This is a genomic window from Aliivibrio fischeri (genome assembly GCA_038993745.2).
In the GTDB taxonomy this organism is placed as follows: domain Bacteria; phylum Pseudomonadota; class Gammaproteobacteria; order Enterobacterales; family Vibrionaceae; genus Aliivibrio; species Aliivibrio fischeri_B.
Genome location: CP160629.1, coordinates 1,384,791 through 1,404,057 on the forward strand (window position 1 = coordinate 1,384,791; position 19,267 = coordinate 1,404,057).

18 protein-coding genes and 3 pseudogenes are annotated in these 19,267 nt (G+C 38.2%); 10 read left to right on the forward strand and 11 right to left on the reverse strand.

Going from position 1 to position 19,267, the window contains the following annotated elements:
- Positions 1-79 precede the first annotated feature (79 nt).
- A complete protein-coding gene (locus AAFX60_006665; GenBank protein XDF78789.1) occupies positions 80-241 on the reverse strand; it encodes an omptin family outer membrane protease in 162 nt (53 codons plus the stop codon).
- Positions 238-939: an omptin family outer membrane protease gene (locus AAFX60_006670; GenBank protein XDF78790.1), complete on the reverse strand. Its 702-nt coding sequence runs from the start codon at positions 937-939 to the stop codon at positions 238-240. The genes AAFX60_006665 and AAFX60_006670 overlap by 4 nt, the downstream gene beginning before the upstream one ends.
- Before the next feature lie 474 nt (positions 940-1,413).
- On the opposite strand from AAFX60_006670, the gene AAFX60_006675 reads away from it, so the two are divergent.
- A complete protein-coding gene (locus tag AAFX60_006675) occupies positions 1,414-1,845 on the forward strand; it encodes a LysM peptidoglycan-binding domain-containing protein (GenBank protein ID XDF78791.1) in 432 nt (143 codons plus the stop codon).
- Positions 1,846-1,914: 69 nt separating this feature from the next.
- On the opposite strand, the gene AAFX60_006680 is transcribed toward AAFX60_006675, so the two are convergent.
- From AAFX60_006680 to AAFX60_006690, 3 genes are all read right to left on the reverse strand, one after another.
- Complete coding sequence (locus AAFX60_006680) at positions 1,915-3,087, reverse strand: MalY/PatB family protein (GenBank protein XDF78792.1); 1,173 nt, start codon at positions 3,085-3,087, stop codon at positions 1,915-1,917.
- Between the two features lie 9 nt (positions 3,088-3,096).
- Positions 3,097-4,554, reverse strand: coding sequence for a Na+/H+ antiporter NhaC (gene nhaC / locus AAFX60_006685; GenBank protein ID XDF78793.1), 1,458 nt, complete (start codon positions 4,552-4,554; stop codon positions 3,097-3,099).
- A gap of 136 nt (positions 4,555-4,690) precedes the next feature.
- Complete coding sequence (locus AAFX60_006690) at positions 4,691-5,713, reverse strand: LacI family DNA-binding transcriptional regulator (protein ID XDF78794.1); 1,023 nt, start codon at positions 5,711-5,713, stop codon at positions 4,691-4,693.
- Positions 5,714-5,916: 203 nt separating this feature from the next.
- On the opposite strand from AAFX60_006690, the gene AAFX60_006695 reads away from it, so the two are divergent.
- Positions 5,917-6,909 (forward strand): 3',5'-cyclic-nucleotide phosphodiesterase, encoded by a 993-nt coding sequence (locus AAFX60_006695; GenBank protein XDF78795.1) that lies wholly within the window; start codon positions 5,917-5,919, stop codon positions 6,907-6,909.
- A gap of 86 nt (positions 6,910-6,995) precedes the next feature.
- Here AAFX60_006695 and AAFX60_006700 read toward each other — a convergent pair whose 3' ends face one another.
- Positions 6,996-7,448 carry a DUF417 family protein gene (locus tag AAFX60_006700; protein XDF78796.1) on the reverse strand — a complete coding sequence of 151 codons (453 nt, stop codon included), beginning with the start codon at positions 7,446-7,448 and terminating at the stop codon, positions 6,996-6,998.
- 125 nt (positions 7,449-7,573) lie between these two features.
- Here AAFX60_006700 and AAFX60_006705 point away from each other — a divergent pair, with 125 nt between their 5' ends.
- The 6 genes and pseudogenes from AAFX60_006705 to AAFX60_006730 all read left to right on the forward strand — a co-directional run bounded on the left by AAFX60_006705 (position 7,574) and on the right by AAFX60_006730 (position 12,015).
- Positions 7,574-8,134, forward strand: coding sequence for a TetR family transcriptional regulator (locus AAFX60_006705; protein XDF78797.1), 561 nt, complete (start codon positions 7,574-7,576; stop codon positions 8,132-8,134).
- Between the two features lie 33 nt (positions 8,135-8,167).
- Positions 8,168-8,548 (forward strand): VOC family protein, encoded by a 381-nt coding sequence (locus AAFX60_006710; protein ID XDF78798.1) that lies wholly within the window; start codon positions 8,168-8,170, stop codon positions 8,546-8,548.
- A gap of 161 nt (positions 8,549-8,709) precedes the next feature.
- Positions 8,710-9,283: pseudogene (locus tag AAFX60_006715) on the forward strand (glutaredoxin domain-containing protein).
- 1 nt (position 9,284) lies between these two features.
- Positions 9,285-9,970 (forward strand): annotated as a pseudogene (locus AAFX60_006720) (TVP38/TMEM64 family protein).
- Positions 9,971-10,118: 148 nt separating this feature from the next.
- Entirely contained in the window at positions 10,119-11,555 is a 1,437-nt protein-coding gene (locus AAFX60_006725; GenBank protein XDF78799.1) for an amidohydrolase, read from the forward strand.
- Between the two features lie 124 nt (positions 11,556-11,679).
- Positions 11,680-12,015: an SPOR domain-containing protein gene (locus tag AAFX60_006730; protein XDF78800.1), complete on the forward strand. Its 336-nt coding sequence runs from the start codon at positions 11,680-11,682 to the stop codon at positions 12,013-12,015.
- Between the two features lie 57 nt (positions 12,016-12,072).
- Here AAFX60_006730 and AAFX60_006735 read toward each other — a convergent pair whose 3' ends face one another.
- The 4 genes and pseudogenes from AAFX60_006735 to AAFX60_006750 form a co-directional block, all read right to left on the reverse strand.
- Entirely contained in the window at positions 12,073-13,416 is a 1,344-nt protein-coding gene (locus AAFX60_006735; GenBank protein XDF78801.1) for an MATE family efflux transporter, read from the reverse strand.
- Positions 13,417-13,588: 172 nt separating this feature from the next.
- Positions 13,589-14,844 (reverse strand): annotated as a pseudogene (locus tag AAFX60_006740) (Y-family DNA polymerase).
- Positions 14,844-15,251, reverse strand: coding sequence for a translesion error-prone DNA polymerase V autoproteolytic subunit (gene umuD / locus AAFX60_006745; GenBank protein XDF78802.1), 408 nt, complete (start codon positions 15,249-15,251; stop codon positions 14,844-14,846). Before umuD ends, AAFX60_006740 begins: the two are co-directional and overlap by 1 nt.
- A 92-nt stretch (positions 15,252-15,343) precedes the next feature.
- Positions 15,344-16,108, reverse strand: coding sequence for a transporter substrate-binding domain-containing protein (locus AAFX60_006750; GenBank protein ID XDF78803.1), 765 nt, complete (start codon positions 16,106-16,108; stop codon positions 15,344-15,346).
- A 288-nt stretch (positions 16,109-16,396) separates the two neighbouring features.
- Here AAFX60_006750 and AAFX60_006755 point away from each other — a divergent pair, with 288 nt between their 5' ends.
- Together AAFX60_006755 and yeiP are read left to right on the forward strand one after the other, a co-directional pair.
- Positions 16,397-17,278, forward strand: coding sequence for a sulfite exporter TauE/SafE family protein (locus tag AAFX60_006755; protein ID XDF78804.1), 882 nt, complete (start codon positions 16,397-16,399; stop codon positions 17,276-17,278).
- Positions 17,279-17,363: 85 nt separating this feature from the next.
- Entirely contained in the window at positions 17,364-17,930 is a 567-nt protein-coding gene (gene yeiP, locus AAFX60_006760) for an elongation factor P-like protein YeiP (GenBank protein ID XDF78805.1), read from the forward strand.
- 98 nt (positions 17,931-18,028) lie between these two features.
- On the opposite strand, the gene AAFX60_006765 is transcribed toward yeiP, so the two are convergent.
- Positions 18,029-19,207: a threonine/serine exporter family protein gene (locus AAFX60_006765; protein XDF78806.1), complete on the reverse strand. Its 1,179-nt coding sequence runs from the start codon at positions 19,205-19,207 to the stop codon at positions 18,029-18,031.
- Positions 19,208-19,267 lie beyond the last annotated feature (60 nt).

Consider the following 19,267-nt stretch of genomic DNA (forward strand, 5'->3'; position numbering starts at 1 on the left):
CCCCAACCGTTCGAAAATTTTTGTTTTTTGTATCTGTGATTTGTTGTTTTATCCATTATTTTTAAAAGTGATTTTGTAATTAGAAGCTATATTTCAATCCTATTGAGAGTGTGGAGTATAGATTATCTAGGCCAGCTGCATTTTCGAAAAAACTGGAATCGTTTGTTTTGTTATTAACCTTTGTCATATCTGCATTGGCTTCAAAATATTTGGTATAAGCATATTCGGTGTATAGATTCATATTTGGACCGAAGTTATAGTTATAGTTAATCGACAGAGAAACGGCATCAGAGTATTCATTACTTTTTCATAGAAAGTAAGGTTTCTTAGGTAGTGGTTATCAACATCTTTGGCTTTAACCCAAGGGCTTAATTTTAATAAAAAACTAAACTCAGAGTTATCTAGTCTGTATTTTCCTGTTAGCCCAACATAAAACATACCGAATTCTTGCTTATAATCAATGCCTACAACATCAGGAAAAGTTCCCACATCAGTACCGTTGTTATATGAGTAAGTACCACCTAAATCCTCCCATTTGAATTGGTTATATTGAAATCCTCCTAGAGCGCCTATTTCGTAATTGTTTTGAATGAACAACCAATAAGTGATATGTAAGCTCGCTTGATAAGCTTTTTTCAAGGTTGTTTTTGGACTTATAGATATATCAGTAGGAAAATGTTGGTTTTCAATTAACCAATCTCGGTCTTCCATATGGGCGTTACCATCATCGGTTAATATAGACCAAAAATCACCCGTTAAAGTCCAGCTTTGGTTAATATTCCAGTCCGTTTCTAATTTTATGATAGGAACATTATCGATTCTCCAATCAAGCTGACTTAGCTTTCTTCCAGTGTCGTCATATACAAGTTCTTTAGATGCTCCGTTTAAAACACCCAGTGAAAGGCCTAAAGATATATCTTTTTTATCGCTCTCAGCCATTGCCTCGGGGATTAAAACTAGGGAGTGAGTATGAAAATTAACTGTTTCATAAGTATGTTTGATACTCCTATATTGTATATGTAAATTGGTTTTCTCGATGATGCTTTAAGAGTTCCTAATTAAGGTGGATGCCGTTTTAGCTATTTAAATAATGAAGCAAAAGGGATGCAGAATTAGCCTTCAATTGAGAGGCATTGTAGGCTGATCTATTTTGAAGGGTAATTGTAAGAAGTTACAGGTACTGCTCTAGGGTATCTTTGTTACATTGGTTTTATAAGTAGCAAATATAGGATACAAACATAGTAGACATTGATAAGGTGGTGTTTATTAATTTTACAGTGGATCCGTTATCTGTATAAATGCCATAAACTCAGCAGAATCAAATGATAAAACCATTTATTACTTGTGCATACATCTTATTTTTATGACAATACTCGAAATTATTTATCAAACAGATGAAGTTGTGAGAAAAGTATGAAACAGAAAAAAAGTATTATTCTGGTAGCGTCGCTAATGTCTTCGTTAGTTCTTACTGGTTGTGCGTCAAACGATGAGCTGATCGGACAACAAAAGCAGCATGCAGAACAAATTAACACCTTAGAATCAACGGTAAGTACGCTAGAGTCTCGAGTAACAACGTTAGAGAACGAGCTACAAGCGCAAAAAGAAACTGATAAAGATATTTACCAAGAAGTAAACAAGCTAAATACAGAGCAAGGTAAATTGAAACAGCAAGCACAACAACAAGTTGAGCAAGCAGATAAGTTCTACACAATTAAACAAGACGATACGCTTTACAGTATTTCAGTAGAGTTTGGTTTAACAGTAGATGAACTACTTCAATTAAACCCAAAAATTGAAAACCCAAGACGTCTACTTATTGGACAAATTATCAACATCAAATAATGGTGTTAAATAAGTAACGAAAAGCCGCTAATCAATAGCGGCTTTTTTTATGGTTTGCGGAGGTGTGGGTTACCTCTCTAAGGCTTCTTTAATTCGTTGCATTGCTTGAATAAGTACCTCACGAGGACAACCTAGATTTAAGCGAATAAATCCTGAACCTTCATTGCCAAACGCAATCCCCATGCTTGGAACTATCCCTGCTTCTATTAATTTACGCTCTAGTTCTTTATCTGTTAGTTTAAGATCTCGGCAATCTACCCATGCTAAATAACCCGCTTCTGGTGGGGTAAAGCGTAGCTCTGGCAGTTCGCTTTCAATAAAAGCTGCTAGGGTAGTAATGTTCTCTTGTAGATAGGTTTTCAGTTCATTTAACCACGGTGCTGAAGTTTGATAAGCAGCAGTGGCTGCACACATCGCCAAGCTATTATAAACATCCATACCATGAGCATCTAAACGGCGAACCAAACGTGCTTTTAATTCTTGATTTGGGATCATGAAATTAGAAATACGCACAGAAGACAAACCAAATGTTTTACTCGCCGCCGTAGCGACAATCAGTTTTTGTTGTAGATTCTCTGGTAATGATAACGCTGAATGGTAAGTGTTATCTCCCATTGCTAAATCGCCCCAGATCTCATCACTTAGCAGCCATACATCGTATTGATGACATAGCTCTGCTACCGCAGTTATCTCTTCTTTTGACCATGCTTTACCAACAGGGTTGTGAGGGTTACAGAAGATCATTACTTTAGCACCTTGCTGAAAACAAGATTCTAAATGAGCAAGGTCGATAGTGTAGTTTCCTTGCAGCTCAATTAATGGGTTCTCAACCAATACACGGTCATTAAACTCTACGATTTTACGAAACGAACCATAGCCCGGTGTTTGCATTACCACTTTATCATTGGTTTCAGTCAGTAGCTGAATTGCCATTGAAAGTCCTGGTAATACACCATGTACGGTTGTTATCCACTCTTTTTCAATTTGAATGTGATGTTGCTCTTGATACCAAGTGATGATCGCTTGGTAGTAGTCATCATTGCGTTCTGCGTAGCCAAAAATACCATGATCGATACGATTATGAAGTGCTTCTAATACCTGTGGTGGCGCTTGAAAATCGTAATCAGATACCCACATAGGTAAACGGTCTGTGCCATCTAGCCCTAGTTTTTCTTTCATGAAATCCCATTTTAATGAGCCGGTGTTACAACGGTTGTGAATGTAATCAAAAGAAGTTGTCATGAGATAACCTTATTTTACGTCAACTGGAGATAGTGAGTCGTTGTCTTGAGTTGCTGGCGCTTTTGCAATACCAAAGCCAGTGAAACCATAAATGATGGCGAAAATCACGCCGGTGTAACATTGAATTGCCCATGGTAGGTAATCAAGCGTTGCTACGCCTAAAGTACTTGCCATGTAAATACCAGCTGCTGTCCAAGGAACCAGTGGTTCGATAATGGTGCCGGCATCTTCAATAGTTCTTGAAAGGTTTTTTGTATCTAATCCCATTTTGCGATAAGCGTTTTGAAATAATTCACCTGGGATTAAGAGTGCAAGTTTGCCATCAGAGGTTGTGAATACCACGGTAATCGTAGCAATCACAGTTGATAGAATTAGCTGACCAGTGCTGTGAATAAGATGTAAGAAGCGGCCTAGAACCACATTTAATGCACCTGTTAGACTTAAAATTCCCGCAAAAGCAAAGGCACAAAATACAAGAAGAATGGTGCTCATCATAGAGAACAGGCCACCACGATTAAGCAGTTTTGCAATATCTGGAACTAAACCATCTGTTGTGTGACCATTAGTGTTCAACATATCGATATTGAAACCATTAACAAACGCTTGCAGTGCTTGTTGTAAGCTGAAGCCTTGTAGAAATACACCAATAAGTAGAGCAAGGGCAGAGGCTGCAAGCATCAGAGGAAGTACTGGTTTTTTCGTGAATGCGCCCCATAAGATCATGATTGGTGGCACAATTAATAGAATGCTGAAGTTATATAAACTGTCTAAGCCAGCAATGATATCAACTACTTTTTGAGGTTCGCTCACATTTGTAATATCACCGTATTGACCAGCAAAGAAGAAGACAACAGAAGCAATAACAAAGCCTGGTAGCGTGGTATAAAGCATATGTTGGATGTGTTCGTATAATGTAGTGCCAGAAACAATAGGTGCAAAGTTTGTTGAATCAGAAAGAGGGGAGATTTTATCACCAAAGTAAGCGCCAGAAACCACCGCGCCAGCAGCTGCCGCCAAGGATACGTCAAGACCTGCTGCTACACCCATTAACGCAACACCTACTGTTCCTGCAGATCCCCATGATGTACCAGTACACACAGAAACCACACTGGTAACAAAGAAAGCTGCGATTAAAATATATTGAGGGCTAATAACTTTTAATCCCCAATAAACCATGTAGGGGATAGTGCCACTGATCATCCAACTTGCGATTAGACCACCAACCGAGACTAAAATTAAGATAACCGGCATTGCTTTCGCTAATTTCTCAACAATGGCATTCATTATTTCATCCCAGCTGTATCCCATTTTATAAGCGATGAAACCAGTGAAAGTTGCTGAAGTTAGCAATAGCGCTTCGATTTGTAGACCAAATAGGCCGTATCCAATTGCCAGTAAACCAAACATTACAGCAATAGGAGCTATTGCTAATGCAAAGGATGGAAGAGGCTTTGATGAATGTGTCATTTTGTATTCCTCGTAAAAAGTTGTAGGGTTGTTTTGTTTTTATGAGGTCATAATAAGAGTTCTATTAATTAGAATATGAGAGACAGGTAACGCACTCATGTAAGCGCTTACATGAAGTTCTTACCTAAGATGCTCATCACACTTTTAGGGCTTGTTTATTTGAAAAAGGTATAACGGTTTGTCGCTCGACCAAGCTGGCATTAAAGCGATGATTAGATGGTGGAACATAACCGGAGTTTTTTATTTTTAATGCTAAATCAGCAGCATAACTCGACATTTCATCAATAGGATTGTGCATTGTGGTTAAGCGTGGGTAGAGATATCGAGCCAATAAAACATCGTCAAACCCAATAATAGAAATATCGTCTGGAACACGAATATTATTTTCATGCAGGCTTGCCATTAAACCTGCGGCCATTACATCGTTAAAGGTAACCACAGCAGTGACTTCTGGGCATTGAAACAATAATTGTTCACCGGCAAGTTCTCCACCTTGTTCGCTAAAGTTCTGATTTATTATCCAGTTAGGTTCAATGGTAATGTTGGCTTCTGCCATGGCATCGCGGTAACCGTTAAGTCGCTCTGTTCTGTCTTCAATAGGAAGATCACTGGTGACACAGGCGATCTTGCGGTGACCTTGTGAAATCAAATGAACCACAGATTCTTTTGCACCAGCTCTATTATCAATATAGACAGAACGATTTGAGATTTGTGGAATGGTACGGTTGAGCAATACCATCGAAGGGAGTTGAGCGCTGTATCGTAATAGGGTGGCATCATCTAGCATTTTTGCGTGAACCACCATGGCTTCACATCCTTGACTTATCAAAAAATCCAACCCTTCTTTTTCTCGCTGTGCATCATGACCTCCGCTTACAACTACTAATTGGCATTTATGTTTACGTGCGACTTCTTCTACGTGTTTGGCTATTAGGGCAAAGAAAGGATCTGCTAGGTTGCCGGTTAATAATCCGAGAGTATTATTTGTTTTTTTAGCTAAGGCGCTGGCTCTTGCATCTCGTTGATAGTTTAGTTCACGAATGGCACTTTGTACTCGCTCAAGAGTTACCGGCTCAACATAAGCGGAGTTATTGATTACACGTGAAACGGTAGCGGTAGATACCCTTGCTAACTTTGCAACGTCACTGATTGTCGCCATGATGACTACTTATGGTGATTAACATTGAGTCAGAGTGTAGCGCGGATTTTTCGATAAAGATGTTAGAACTATCAAATTCTGTGGAGCATACCGTTTATAATTACCTTCTTATCAATAGTCTTAAATATTTAATACATCATTCATTTATCTCATTGTATTATCTGATTGAGCACAAGGGTGTGCAGTATTATTTAAGGTTGGATATGTTTAAAAATAAATTAGCAGTGTTATTTACGTGTTTGTCTGTTTTTTCTTTTTCGGCTCAGTCTGGGAGTTTTGATACCGTTACGTTAGGAAGTAAAGGTGGGATCCAAGATGGTAACTTAACGGCTTTTTTAATTAAAAGTGAGGCGGATTCTAATTTTGTTATGCTTGATGCAGGCTCTGTTGTTAATGGATTAATTGTTTCAGAGCAGAAAGGAGCGTTTAAAGATATTACCGTGCCAGACAGTTCTTCTTACACCAAAGTTGGTTACCTATTAAAGGATAAGATTAAGGGCTACTTTATCAGTCATGCTCATTTAGATCATGTTGCCGGTTTAATTATCTCTTCTCCTGATGATAGTAAAAAACCGATATATGGATTAGCAGCGACAAATAAAGATCTCATGAAGAATTACTTTAATTGGTCAGCATGGCCTAATTTTGGTAACAAAGGTGAAGGCTTTAAACTGAACAAATACAATTATGTGGATCTTCAACCGGGTGCTTGGAATTCGATAGCTGAAACAACAATGAGTGTGATGTCATTGCCTTTGTCTCATTCTGGTGGGCAATCTACGGTATTTATTCTAAAAGATAGTGAAGGGGATGTATTTGCTTATTTTGGTGATACAGGGCCTGATGAAGTAGAGAAAAGTTCGGCAATGAAAACCGCGTGGTCTGCATTAGCTCCTTTTGTAAAACAAGAGAAGTTAAAGGGGATCATTATTGAAGTTTCTTTTACCAATGAAACTCCAGATAAATCTTTATTTGGACATTTAACGCCAAACTGGTTAGTTAAAGAATTAAGTGTGCTTGAAGACATGAATGGCAAGGGTTCTCTAAAAGATCTAAATGTAGCCATAAGCCATATCAAATACAGCTTAAAGAACAGTGAAGATCCTAAAGTAATTATTAAAAAGCAGTTAGCAGACGCAAATGACTTAGGTGTAAATTTTATTTTTCCTGAGCAAGGTGATTCACTGCAGTTTTAAGACAAGCTAATTTAGCTCATATCAAAAAGAACAGCCTGCTCAATGAAGAATGAGCAGGCTATTTTTTATCTATAATAGATTATCTATCATAGGTGTGGTTTATTATGCTCAATCACAAGTAGTGATACAGAGATAAACACAATGTCTTTAAGTAAAAAGAAGTTGGTTGTTAATACGCCATCAACGACTTTCCATGTATTCGGTGTGGTTGCTAAGAAGCTAAGTGTCGCAATAAATGTAAGTAAGGCAAGGATCCCTGAATAGTAACCAATTTTAGGGTTAAAGAAGCCAGCGATAAGTCCTATTGCAATCACAATTTCAGTCAAGCCAATGATATTAGATACCGTTTGTACTGACATAAATCCGTATATCCAGCCCATTAAAGGGTGATTTGCAACTAATGGTTCGATAGCTGCCGCTTCTGTTGGGGTAAATTTAAAAATACCTATCCAAAGTAGGGTAAGTACGACACCAAAAACACCAATTTTATAACCTAATGACGTTTCTTCTGAGATGGCTTTACAAGTTTGAGTATTCATTTTTATCTCCTGGCTAATAAACTAAACTGTTTAGTTTAATTTATCGTTTATTTTGATACTGTCAATCAATTTTTGAACTAAACAGTTTATTTTGCTAAAATCACAGCATTAATGGAGAGTGATGTATGAAAGAAGAAAAAAGAGTAAACGCACTTAAAAAGACAATAGAACTGTGCGCATTACATGGTTTTCATGGTACGAGCATGGATAAAATTACCGCGGCGACGGGGTTATCTAAAGCGACCATTTATAAATATTTTCAATCTAAAGAGAATTTAATTGCCAATGCATTAGAGCTGTTTAGTCAGCAATCTCTTTCTCATGTTCAAGCTTTATTTGAAAATACAGAACTGACATTAGAAGAAAAAATTGCGCTTCGTTTTGAAGGCCTTGCTGGGTGTATTGATATTGAGTCATTTAATGGCTGTTATTTTCAATTGGCGTATAGTGAATACAGCAGTGAAGATCAAGGTATTACAGAGGTAAGTGCGCAATACAAACAACGCACACAAGAGCTATTAATCGAGTTATTTAAAAGACACGATATTAAAGATGCAGAATTGAAGGCCAAAAAAGCAGGGTTAGTTTATAACGGGCTATTGGCATCGTTACAGTTAACAAAAGATGCAGAGCTGATTGAACTCGCTCACCAAATGTTTTTAGGGATTATCTTTAAATCTGAATAATGTTTTACGTTTTTGTTTCATAGGGAATGAATCATGAAAGTTGCACGTTTAGATCATCTTGTTTTAACGGTTAACAGCATTGAAGTTACGAGTCAATTTTATTCAAACGTACTCGGAATGGATATTGTTACCTTTGGTGAGGGCAGGGTCGCCCTTACTTTTGGGGAGCAAAAGATAAACCTTCATCAATTAGGCAATGAGTTTGAACCCAAAGCGGCACAGGTTAAAAGCGGCAGTGCGGATCTGTGTTTTATTACTCATACGCCTATTAATGAAGTTCAAAGCCATATTGAATCACAAGGCGTGACTATCATTGATGGTCCAATTCAACGAACAGGTGCGATGGGTAAAATAATCTCAGTCTATTTACGAGATCCTGATGGTAATTTAATTGAACTCTCCAACTATTTATAATTTCTAATTATTGATATCTCAAAACTATTTTTCTTAGCATATACTTATATTTCGCAACATAAATGGATCATAAAGGTTGACTTAAATTGAAATTCAACTAAATTAAACTAAACGGTTCAGTTTAATTTTGATAAATCAGTTTGCTGATAGGGGAAGTCGCAATGAAACCAGTAAAAATTACATTATATCGTTGGGCAGGCAGTTGGGGCCATTTAAGGTCAATATCCCGTGTGGAGAGTGCACTTTAACGAAAGACATTCTTGAAGATACATTTAACACCGAGCTTGATGGCATTCCTATTGAGCTTGAAGTGAAAGATTGGCTGTCTTACTGGTGGGAGCCTTTAAAGCTTAAAGCGTGGCATGCTCCGATTATCATTGTTGAAGATAAAGTGATAAGCCAAGGTGAAGCGCTAAATCGTGGTGTTTTGGTTCAAGCTGTTATAGCTCAAGTCGCCAAGCGTGATGATATCAAAGGTAACGTGGTATTTGGTAAAGCAACATGTCCTTATTGTATTAAAGCAAAAGCGGCGCTGGATGAGGCCGGAGTTGAATACACTTATCACGATGTGGTGAAAGACAGTGCGGCTCTATATCGAATGATCCAGAGGTTAAAGCCATTATTGGTGAGAAAACGCCTGTGACAGTGCCTCAAATTTGGTTGGATGGTAAATACGTTGGTGGTTTTGATGATTTATCTAAACAGATGAACACTGACGTGAAAGCGGGGCATTAATATGAATAAAAAATTGATTTTATTACTTATTCTTCTTGCGTCATTTGCTGCTGTGTATGTCAATTTCGGGCATTTATTGACACTTGAGCAAGTGAAAGCATTCCATCAAAATGTGCAAAATGACATACAAGCTAATCTGTTTGTATACAGTGCCGTTTATTTTATCTCTTATGTTGTTATTACTGCATTGTCTATTCCTGGTGCTGCGGTTGTCACTTTGCTTGGTGCGGCATTGTTTGGTTTTTGGTGGAGTTTATTACTGGTGTCGTTTGCCAGTACCATTGGAGCAACCATTGCGTTTTTAAGCAGCCGTTATTTATTAAGGGAGTGGGTTGATAGTAAATTCAAAGATAAGTTGGTAGCGATTAATGACGGTGTGGAAAAAGATGGTGCATTCTATTTGCTGACACTACGCTTGATCCCTGTGTTTCCGTTCTTCTTAATCAATTTACTTATGGGATTAACCAAAATATCAGTAGGTCGTTTTTATCTGTTTAGTCAGTTAGGTATGTTACCGGGACAATGGTGTACTTAAATGCAGGTACTCAACTCTCAGAAATAACCTCGTTGTCTGGGCTAATTTCACCACAAATTTTAGGTTCCCTCGCTTTACTTGGCCTGTTTCCAATTATCATTAAATTTATTATGGGACAGATCCAAAAGCGTCGCTCTCAAGTAAAAGAGTAGTCGATAGAGAGACCTATCCCACAATCTTATCTTTTGGTGGGCAGAATCATCTCGTAATCGTTATATTTATCAATTAAATTAATTAAGAAGAAGCATTTTCCCCAATGCTTCTTTTTTTCATTTACGGGGGCATGATTAAGGTTTAGGAATGAAGCTTAAAAGCTTGGTATTGAGTATTAGCGCTGTCTTGCTATCTGGTTGTGGAACAACAGCAAAACAACAAGAATATAATGCAGATTTGATCATCAATAATGGACAGGTGTTAACCGTTAATACTGATATGGAAGTGATTGATGATGGTGTTGTGGTGGTTAAAGATGACAAAATTATTGCTGTTGGCGACGAAAAACTACTAGAGCAATATTATGCACCCAAAAATATTGATGCTAATGACGGTATTGTGATGCCAGGAATGATTAATGCTCACAACCATCTTCCGATGATTGCATTTCGTGGTTTAGGTGAAGAAGGCATTTCTAATCGACTATTTGCTTATTTTTTCCCGTTAGAAGCACAAAAGTTAAGCCGTGAGCTGATTTATAATGCAACGAAGCTTGGTGCTATCGATTTAGCCCAGAGTGGCGTTACCACTTATGCCGATATGTATTATCACATGGATGAAATGGCTAAAGCGACCAAAGAGGTTGGGTTAAGAGCTGTACTTGGTGAAACGGTTATTAAGTTCCCAGTGGTGGATGCAAAACAACCGTATGGTGGAATTCAATATGCGAAGTCATTTATTGAAGAGTATCAAAACGATCCGTTAATTACGCCAGCTTATGCACCTCATGCCGTGTATACGGTAAGTAAAGAAAAGCTTCAAGAGATCAATCAGCTTTCTGAAGATTACGATGTGCCTGTTTTAATCCATGTTGCTGAGTTTCCAAATGAAGAGGCAAGAATTAAAGATCCAACGAAAGCGACATCTCCTGTTGAGTATCTAGAAGAGATTGGTGTACTGGACGAGCGTATGGTGATTGCTCATGGCATTCATTTGTCTCAACATGATCAAGCGTTATTAAAACAAGCGGATGCGGGAGTGGTTTATAACCCAATGGCGAATGCGAAAGGGGCAACAGGCATTGCTCCGGCTTGGGATATGTTTCGTGCGGATATGCGAGTTGGTTTAGGAACGGATGGACCAATGAGTTCAAACCAAGTGGATTTATGGCGAACCTTAAGTTATGCCGCAAATATGCAGCGCTTAAAAAACTCAGACAGAACAATTATGATCCCGGAACAAGTGATTGAAATGGCAACCATTGGTGGTGCAAAAGCATTGCATATGGAAGATGAGATCGGTTCTTTAGAAGTCGGAAAGAAAGCGGATATCATTATTGTTGAAACTCAATCAGCGAACATGATGCCAAGCTATGATCCATACGCAACATTGGTTTATCAAGCCAACCCAAGTAACGTGGATACAACGATTGTAAATGGCAAAGTGGTCATGGAGCAGCGTCAGATGAAGACGATTCAATTAGATGATATTCGACAAAGTGTTGAAGCGTTTGAATCAGATATCGCCGATTTTGCAAAAGAACTATCTAAAAAAGCGATAAAATCCAAAAGTTTGATGGATTAGTTTTATACAAAAAGCCTGATTTTTAGATGTTGAGTCAGGCTTTAAAAGATTCTCATATTTTGGATAGAATGAGACGATCGATTCCCTTATTATTCAATCTTAAATCGGCTGCCGGATAAATAGGGTGTTTAAGTATTTATTGTTAGTAGGTGTACTTTTCAGCGGTACTTCTTTTGGTCGTGAATTGTTTGAAAAAGAAGCTGAGAGCAACAAAGATGAGATGTATCGAGTTCAAGCTTATGCTTTCTCATCTATGCCTGATCTAAATTTCAAAGTATGCAGTAGTAATATGCTGACACTATATAAAATAGAAGATACGTACTATTTAGTGACTGACTTTACTACCTATGAAAATGCAAAAGACATAGTAAGTTCTTTAAGAGTAGAGTGCGGATTTAAATCGTGGATCCGACCTCAAGCGATGGATTTGTCATTTACTCAGGATAACCGAGCTTACTAAGAGAATGGGCAAAGGTATTTATTTACTTTTGCCCATTTTTATTTACTACGATTGGTATTAGATAAGATTAAACTTAGTCCATACTTTAGAGCGCCAACGGCGAGCCATAATTATTCCACGAACCCATTCATCTGCTGCAAGTGCGAGCCATGCGCCAAGTACACCAAATCCAAATTGAACGCCGAGTAGATAAGTCAGACTAACGGCCACTCCCCACATACTTAATATCCCTAATTGAACTGGAAATTTAATATCACCAGCCCCTTTAAGTGCGGATATAAAGACAAGATTAAATACCCGTCCAGCTTCCACTAAAATAGAGCCTGCAATTAATCCTGCCGTTAAAGTTATGACCTCTGGATCTTGTGTGAATATATCGAGCAGTTCATAACGGAAGAAAAAGACGATACAAGTAAGGGCAACAGAGACAGCAAAAGAGACTAAGAAGTAGAACTGAACTCGTGTAAGAATTTGCTCAATCCATTTTTTTCCTACGTAATAACTGGTTTGTATTTGACTTGCTTGACCGACGGCTAATGCAAAAGCAAAAGAGACTCGAGCAATATTTTGAGCGTAAGTAAAAGCGGTTAACGAAGCGGTACCCATTCTTACTACTAAGTAAACAATGACCATTTGCGACAAGTTATATGAGAGCATTTCACCTGCATTCATTACCCCAATATGCATGATCTTTTTATAGGTTGTTTGAGGTATTTTTTTAAAGCTCATCATCGGCAGCGCAATGTGTTTTCTATGGATCATTACCCATAAAATAATCGTATTAATGACTTGGCTAAACGCAGTCGCAACAGCCACACCCTGAACACCATAAACAGGCAATCCAAAAGGTTGATACAAAGCGCAATAGTTACCAAATATATTAAGTCCACCAGTGAGAAGGTTCACTATCATTGGTGTACGAGAGTATCCATTACTGCGTAATATGGTAGAGAAGACGATACCAAGGGTTACGGTTAACGTGAAAGAGCCTGTAATAATCAAATAATCGTAGGCAAAAGTTGCAACGTCACTTTCTAGTCCATACATGATGACAATAGGATTTGCGGCAAAAAAGGCAAATAAACTGAGGCTAAGTCCTAATATCCCACCAAGCACAACACTGGCTACTGCAACATCTGTTGATTGTTGAGTTCGTCCAGAGCCGTTGTATTGACCAATAAGAATGCCAGTACCGGTACTCACCATCATTGAAATGATCATTAAAAAGAAAATGATTTGAGAGATAACCCCAATAGCAGATACTGCCAGATCAGAGTAGCCACTAAGCATGAATACATCACTGGTACTAATGGCTGTACGCAGTAAAATTTCCACCAGAATCGGCCACGCTAATGTCGTGATCTGCATTCGGCGTTCAATAGGATTGCTTTTATCAAGCATAGTTTGTCCTTAAAAAGGGAAGAGAGGATGCTCTTCACCATACAGCTAGGAAGGAAATATAAAGGTGTCTACTTTGACGAAATTCATTCTCCCAATCTGGGAGCTGGAACTCATTTTTGGATAGTATATTAATTCACACAATTATCTATGAAAATAGTGAGAATAATTGGTATTAACATCGAATTTTAGGAATGTCTTTCCATTTGGTAGTGTATTGCGGGGTGAGCATTTCTCGTTTCATTCCCCATTGGGTATTTATCCCTTGAGCGCCAAGAAATAGAGTGTCTGTGCCGTATTTATGATTGATTTTATCAAAAATAGTCATTAACTGATTATTGTTTGGGGCTGGGTTTAATAAATCGAATTGCTCATGTCTTCCATCAAGTAAATCTAATAAACCAACACCCACTTTATAATAGCGAACATCTGGATGAAACAACTCTTTAGCGATGTGTGTGACCACTGAGGTGATATGATTTACATCAGCTGTTGGGTAAGCAAAGTGGTGAGTTGCACGTCCATTTACTGGTTTATCATCATGAGGAGAGTTTGAAGCAAAGCAAAGTAATGTTTTACATAATGAACCTTGTTTTCTGGCTTTCTGTGAAGCAATAGCTGCATGTTTTGCTAACGCTTGTTGTAATGCATCAAGATCGGTAATGCGGTTTCCCATACTACGAGTTGAAAATATTTGTTTTTTATCTGCACGAGCAACATCCCATGATTTACATGACGTTCCATTTAACTCTAATACAATACGTTCAACTTCAACGTTGAAGTTTTTTCTCACTAAGCCGATTGGCATATTGGTCAGTTGAAGTGCTGTATGAATACCCATTTGATGCATACGTTCAGAGAGTTTTCGACCGATCCCCCATACTTCTTCAACAGGTAAAAGATGGAGTGCATTCAAACGTTCTTGTTCATTATCCAATACACAAACACCATAATAGCCTGCGAACTTTTTGGCTGCATGGTTTGCTACCTTAGCCAAGGTTAATGTGGTTCCCATACCGACACAAACCGGTAATCGACACTCTTTCCATACGGCTTTACGTAGTTGATTTGCATGTGAACGTAAACAAGGTATTGCGGGAAAGCTACGTTTAAAAGAGAGAAAGGATTCATCAATGGAGTAGATATGTTGCTCTGGCGCAAAGCGTCCAATAACTTCCATCATCTTAGACGATAAATCAGAATACAATTCATAATTAGACGATAGAGCAATAACGCCTTTTTCTTCACATTGTTTTTTATTTGAAAGTAAGGTTTAAATTTAGGTATACCTGCTTCTGTCGCTTGGCGATTGGCTGCGACAATCATGCCATCGTTATTGGATAACACAATAATAGGGCGGTTACGCCATTCAGGACGAAAGACTTGCTCTGCACTGCAATAAAAAGAGTTAGCATCAACCAGAGCAAACATTATGATTGGCTCAGTAAATAACTTGGACGGTGGCAGCGAATAGAGCGAGTAACAACGCCCTCAATGGTGAAGGTATCGTAATCATTAATGGGAACGGTTTGGTATTTTTCATTGGCTGAAACTAATAAACGGCGTTGTGTATCCAGTATTTTACAGACGAATTCACCATTAAAATTAGCGACAATGACATCATTACTTTGTACTGTTACATAACGATCGACAATGAGTAAATCGCCATCAAAAATGCCAACCCCTTGCATTGAATCACCACTGGCACGCCCAATAAAGGTTGAACTTGGGTGCTCAATTAATAATTCATCGAGATCAAAAGAAAGCTGAGAGTATTCAGCAGCAGGGCTTTCAAAGCCACTAATACCAGCACTGGCGTGAAGAGGAATTACATTCATAAAATAACACTGTATATAAGTACAGTGTTATTTTGGGTGTGAATGAATAAAATAGCAAGTGATTAGATAAAAAATATCGTTAACTGCTTACTTTATAACAAGGCATTTTTCTTCATTAATTCTTTATCTACACCTTTTAGCTTCATTTCATCCATAATGAAGTTAACCGCATTTAGCAGCTCTTGCTCGCCTTTAGGTACTAAATAACCAAATTGACTTTTTGTGAATGGGTCGTCGCAGCGAGACGCTTCTAATCGCTTGTCTGTTGCTTGGTAGTAAAGCGCTTCTGGTGTTTCGGTTACCATTACGTCAACTTTTCCTGTCGCAACGGCTTGGGGTACATCAAGGTTATTTTTGTAACGTGTGAACGTTGCACTTTGTAGATGTGTATCAGCAAATATCTCGTTAGTACCACCAATGTTGATACCTAAACGAGTACTTGATTTATTGACTTTATCAATGGTGTTATAAGTTTCAGCTTTTCCTTTTGCAACAAGAAAGCATTTACCAAAAGTCATGTAGCCTTGACTTTGTTCAGCATGCAACTGACGTTGTATTTTACGTGTGATACCACCCATAGCGATGTCGTATTTGTCAGCATTAAGATCGGGAATGAGGTTTTTCCATGAGGTTTGAACTAACTCTAGTTTTACATCTAGCTGTTCTGCTATGTATTTAGCAACATCAATATCATAACCAGAAAATTGCTTACCATCGAAAGAAGAGAAGGGCTTATAGTCACCCGTTGTACCGACTCGAATAATTCCGGCTTCTTGGATTTCATCTAAGCGATCTGCGTGAGCTGTGAAGGAAGCGGCAAATAGCACAGATATGCATAAAAGTTTCTTTTTCATCATCAAATCTTTTTGTTTATTAATTTAACTAACAAACTTATCACTATTTTGTAAATAAACAGATCAAACCATTCTATAAATAACGATAAAAAAACATGAGTGAGACATATTTCAAGTGGATGGTTACCATATGTATTGATCTAATCTATTTGAATGCCATCAAATGTAAATAATATGGATTAATTGTTATTGAGGAAATGGAGTGAGCCTTTGCCACATAAGGGCTGCACTGGTTTTTCTTATTAATCTGAATTACTATTCTCAGCTTTGTTTCAACTGTGTGATGTATTGATGACAGTTTTATTATTCTTACAGATCGGTCTTGTTATTGGAGGCCTAACGTTCCTTTTTATGCTTGTATCATTATGGCTTAAGAAAAAGGACTCAGAAAAAGACACTAATATATGGGCAGTTGGTCTAATTGGTGGTTTTGCAAACTTTTGTGACACTCTTGGTGTTGGAAGTTTTGCCATTAAAACGGCTGGTTATAAGCAGTTTAATTTAATCGATGACAAAGTATTACCTGGCACCTTGAATGCTCAAGCAACCATGGCAACGGTTTTTCAAGCATTGATTTTTCTTACCGCTGTTAATGTGGATTTAACGACGCTACTTAGCTTAATTATTGCAGCGTGTGTTGGCGCAACAGTGGGTGCTCGATTAGTATCAAATTTTGATCGCCAATTGATTCGTTTGATTATGGCTGGCGCTTTGTTGGTTGTTGCATTACTGATGTTTGCAGGACGTTTAGATTTATTCCCACTAGGTGGTGAAGCGTTAGGATTAAGTGGTGAAAAATTGGTTATCGGTATTATTGGTAACTTTATTTTTGGTGCATTAATGACGGTAGGGATTGGTTTATACGCACCGTGTATGACGATGATTTACTTGTTAGGTATGAACCCGTTAGCGGCATTTCCTATTATGATGTGTTCATGCGCATTTTTATGTTTCTTTTCTGCTGGCGGTTTTATCAAGCAGAAAGCCGTGAACTCAAGAGCATCTTTGGTGGTGGCGATTACCGGACCTATTGGCGTGTTAATTGCGGCGTTCATTGTTAAATCTCTTGATGTCGATATGCTTGCTTGGTTAGTGGCATTTGTGGTTCTTTATACTGCAGTTATGATGTTACGTTCATGGCAGCAAGGCCGAGTGACAAATAAAGCGCTATAAAATGCGAGTTTCTGTCACATAGTTATTGGAGATATAAAAAGTTCGTGGTATTTTCCACCTACCAATTATTTATGGATTTTTTATCATGCCAAAGGCAAGTGACATCAAAAAAGGTTCAGCAATTGAACACAACGGTAAAGTATTTTTCGTTAAAGAAATCAGCAAGCTAACTCCAAGTGGCCGTGCAGGTGCAACATTATTCCGTATGCGTATGTACGATGTTGCAACAGGTGCTAAATCGGATGAAAGCTTCAAAGCTGATGACATGATCAATTTAGCTGACTTTAGTCGTCGCAGCGCAACGTTCTCTTATGTTGATGGTAATGAGTATGTATTCATGGATTCTGAAGACTACACTCCATACAACTTCAACAAAGAAGCGATTGAAGAAGAACTACTTTTCATCACTGAAGAGACTCAAGGTCTTCAAATTCTTATCGTTGATGGCGCACCAGTAGCAATCGAATTACCGTCTGCTGTTGATCTAGAAATCGTAGAAACTGCTCCTTCAATTAAAGGTGCTTCTGCAAGTGCTCGTACAAAACCTGCAACTATGACTACAGGTTTAACTGTACAAGTTCCTGAGTACATCGCAAACGGTGAGAAAGTGAAAATCAACACGACTGAACACAAGTTCATGAGCCGTGCTTAATCGCTTTTAGATAGTATTTTTTAATACTGTTAAAAACATAAAGAAAAGGCCAGCTATTCGTTAATAGCTGGCCTTTTTTATGTCTTGTATTTTGAGTATCACAAGTCTCGTTCAATTTTTGGAGAGTAAATCGAGTAAGCGGTAATTTGTCCTGCAACAATGGCAGAAAACATGAAGAGCGCCGATAAACCAATGCTTGGGATAGGGAGTATCGATTGCTCAAATACACTTTGACTTGCACTTACTAAGATACGACTGCCTGGAACAAGAATGATGATCCCTTGTACGATAAAAATGATCCCCGTTAGATTTAAACGTCGAGCAATCCATGTTCCATAAAGGGTGATTAATACTGTCGTTACCCATGTACCCACAACCCAGCCACCATCAAAACCAAGATAAAATGGGCCCCACATACCTAATACAGCAACCGGTAGACTATATAGTGTATCGATTGGGCGAGCTTTAAACATCACACCTAATGAGAATGAAATAATAGGTAAGCCTAGTATTTGTAGCCACAGCGGAAATTCATTTTGATATTCAATGGATTCAGTCGTACCAAAAATGGCTTCGCCAATGTGTAAGCCGATAATGATCCCAATAAGAAGTTTTATTAAAGTGAGAAAGCACTGGCCAAGTAAACTAGTACCAGAGACAAGATCGTTAAAGGCTAAACATTCTAATGCGTTTGAAATAGAAAGTCCGGGAACAAAAAGAACAACAGCAGCAATACAAAGTCCGAGAATAGGTATGGGAACACCAAGACTTGCAATAAATGCTACGGTAAAGGCAACAATTAAGGCACCAAAAAACTCAACAGCAATAGTACGACGCTTGCTACAAAAAACTTGAGATAACCAAACTAAAAAACCAAGCAGAAAACTGACGAATAACGCTTCGAATGTTGATCCAACAAGCATAAGAAAGGCAGGGGGAATACAGGTATTTGCTAAACAAACGGCCCATGACGGATAAGATATTCCTTCTGCAGGAGCTTGTGGAATGGGAGTTAGTGGTTGTTGTAATTGAATAATCGTATTAGCAAGGAGACCAAGATCTATACTTGCAGGTTTATGACGTTTCATGATGACGGCGTTGTTATCATCTGGAAACTGATAGTTAATGGAAGTTGGTGTTGCTTGGATCATACAATTAACGCCATATTTGTTGGCGTAAAAGGTCGTGTAGCGTTCTACTTTATAGGGAGCACAGCCGCAACGGTGCAGTGTATCTCCAATCTCTACAATTCGATTGATACGATATTGTGAAGGCATATCCTTATTCCTACAGCTTGATGTATGGTACCAATCTAAGTGTGTTTACGATTTACTTAG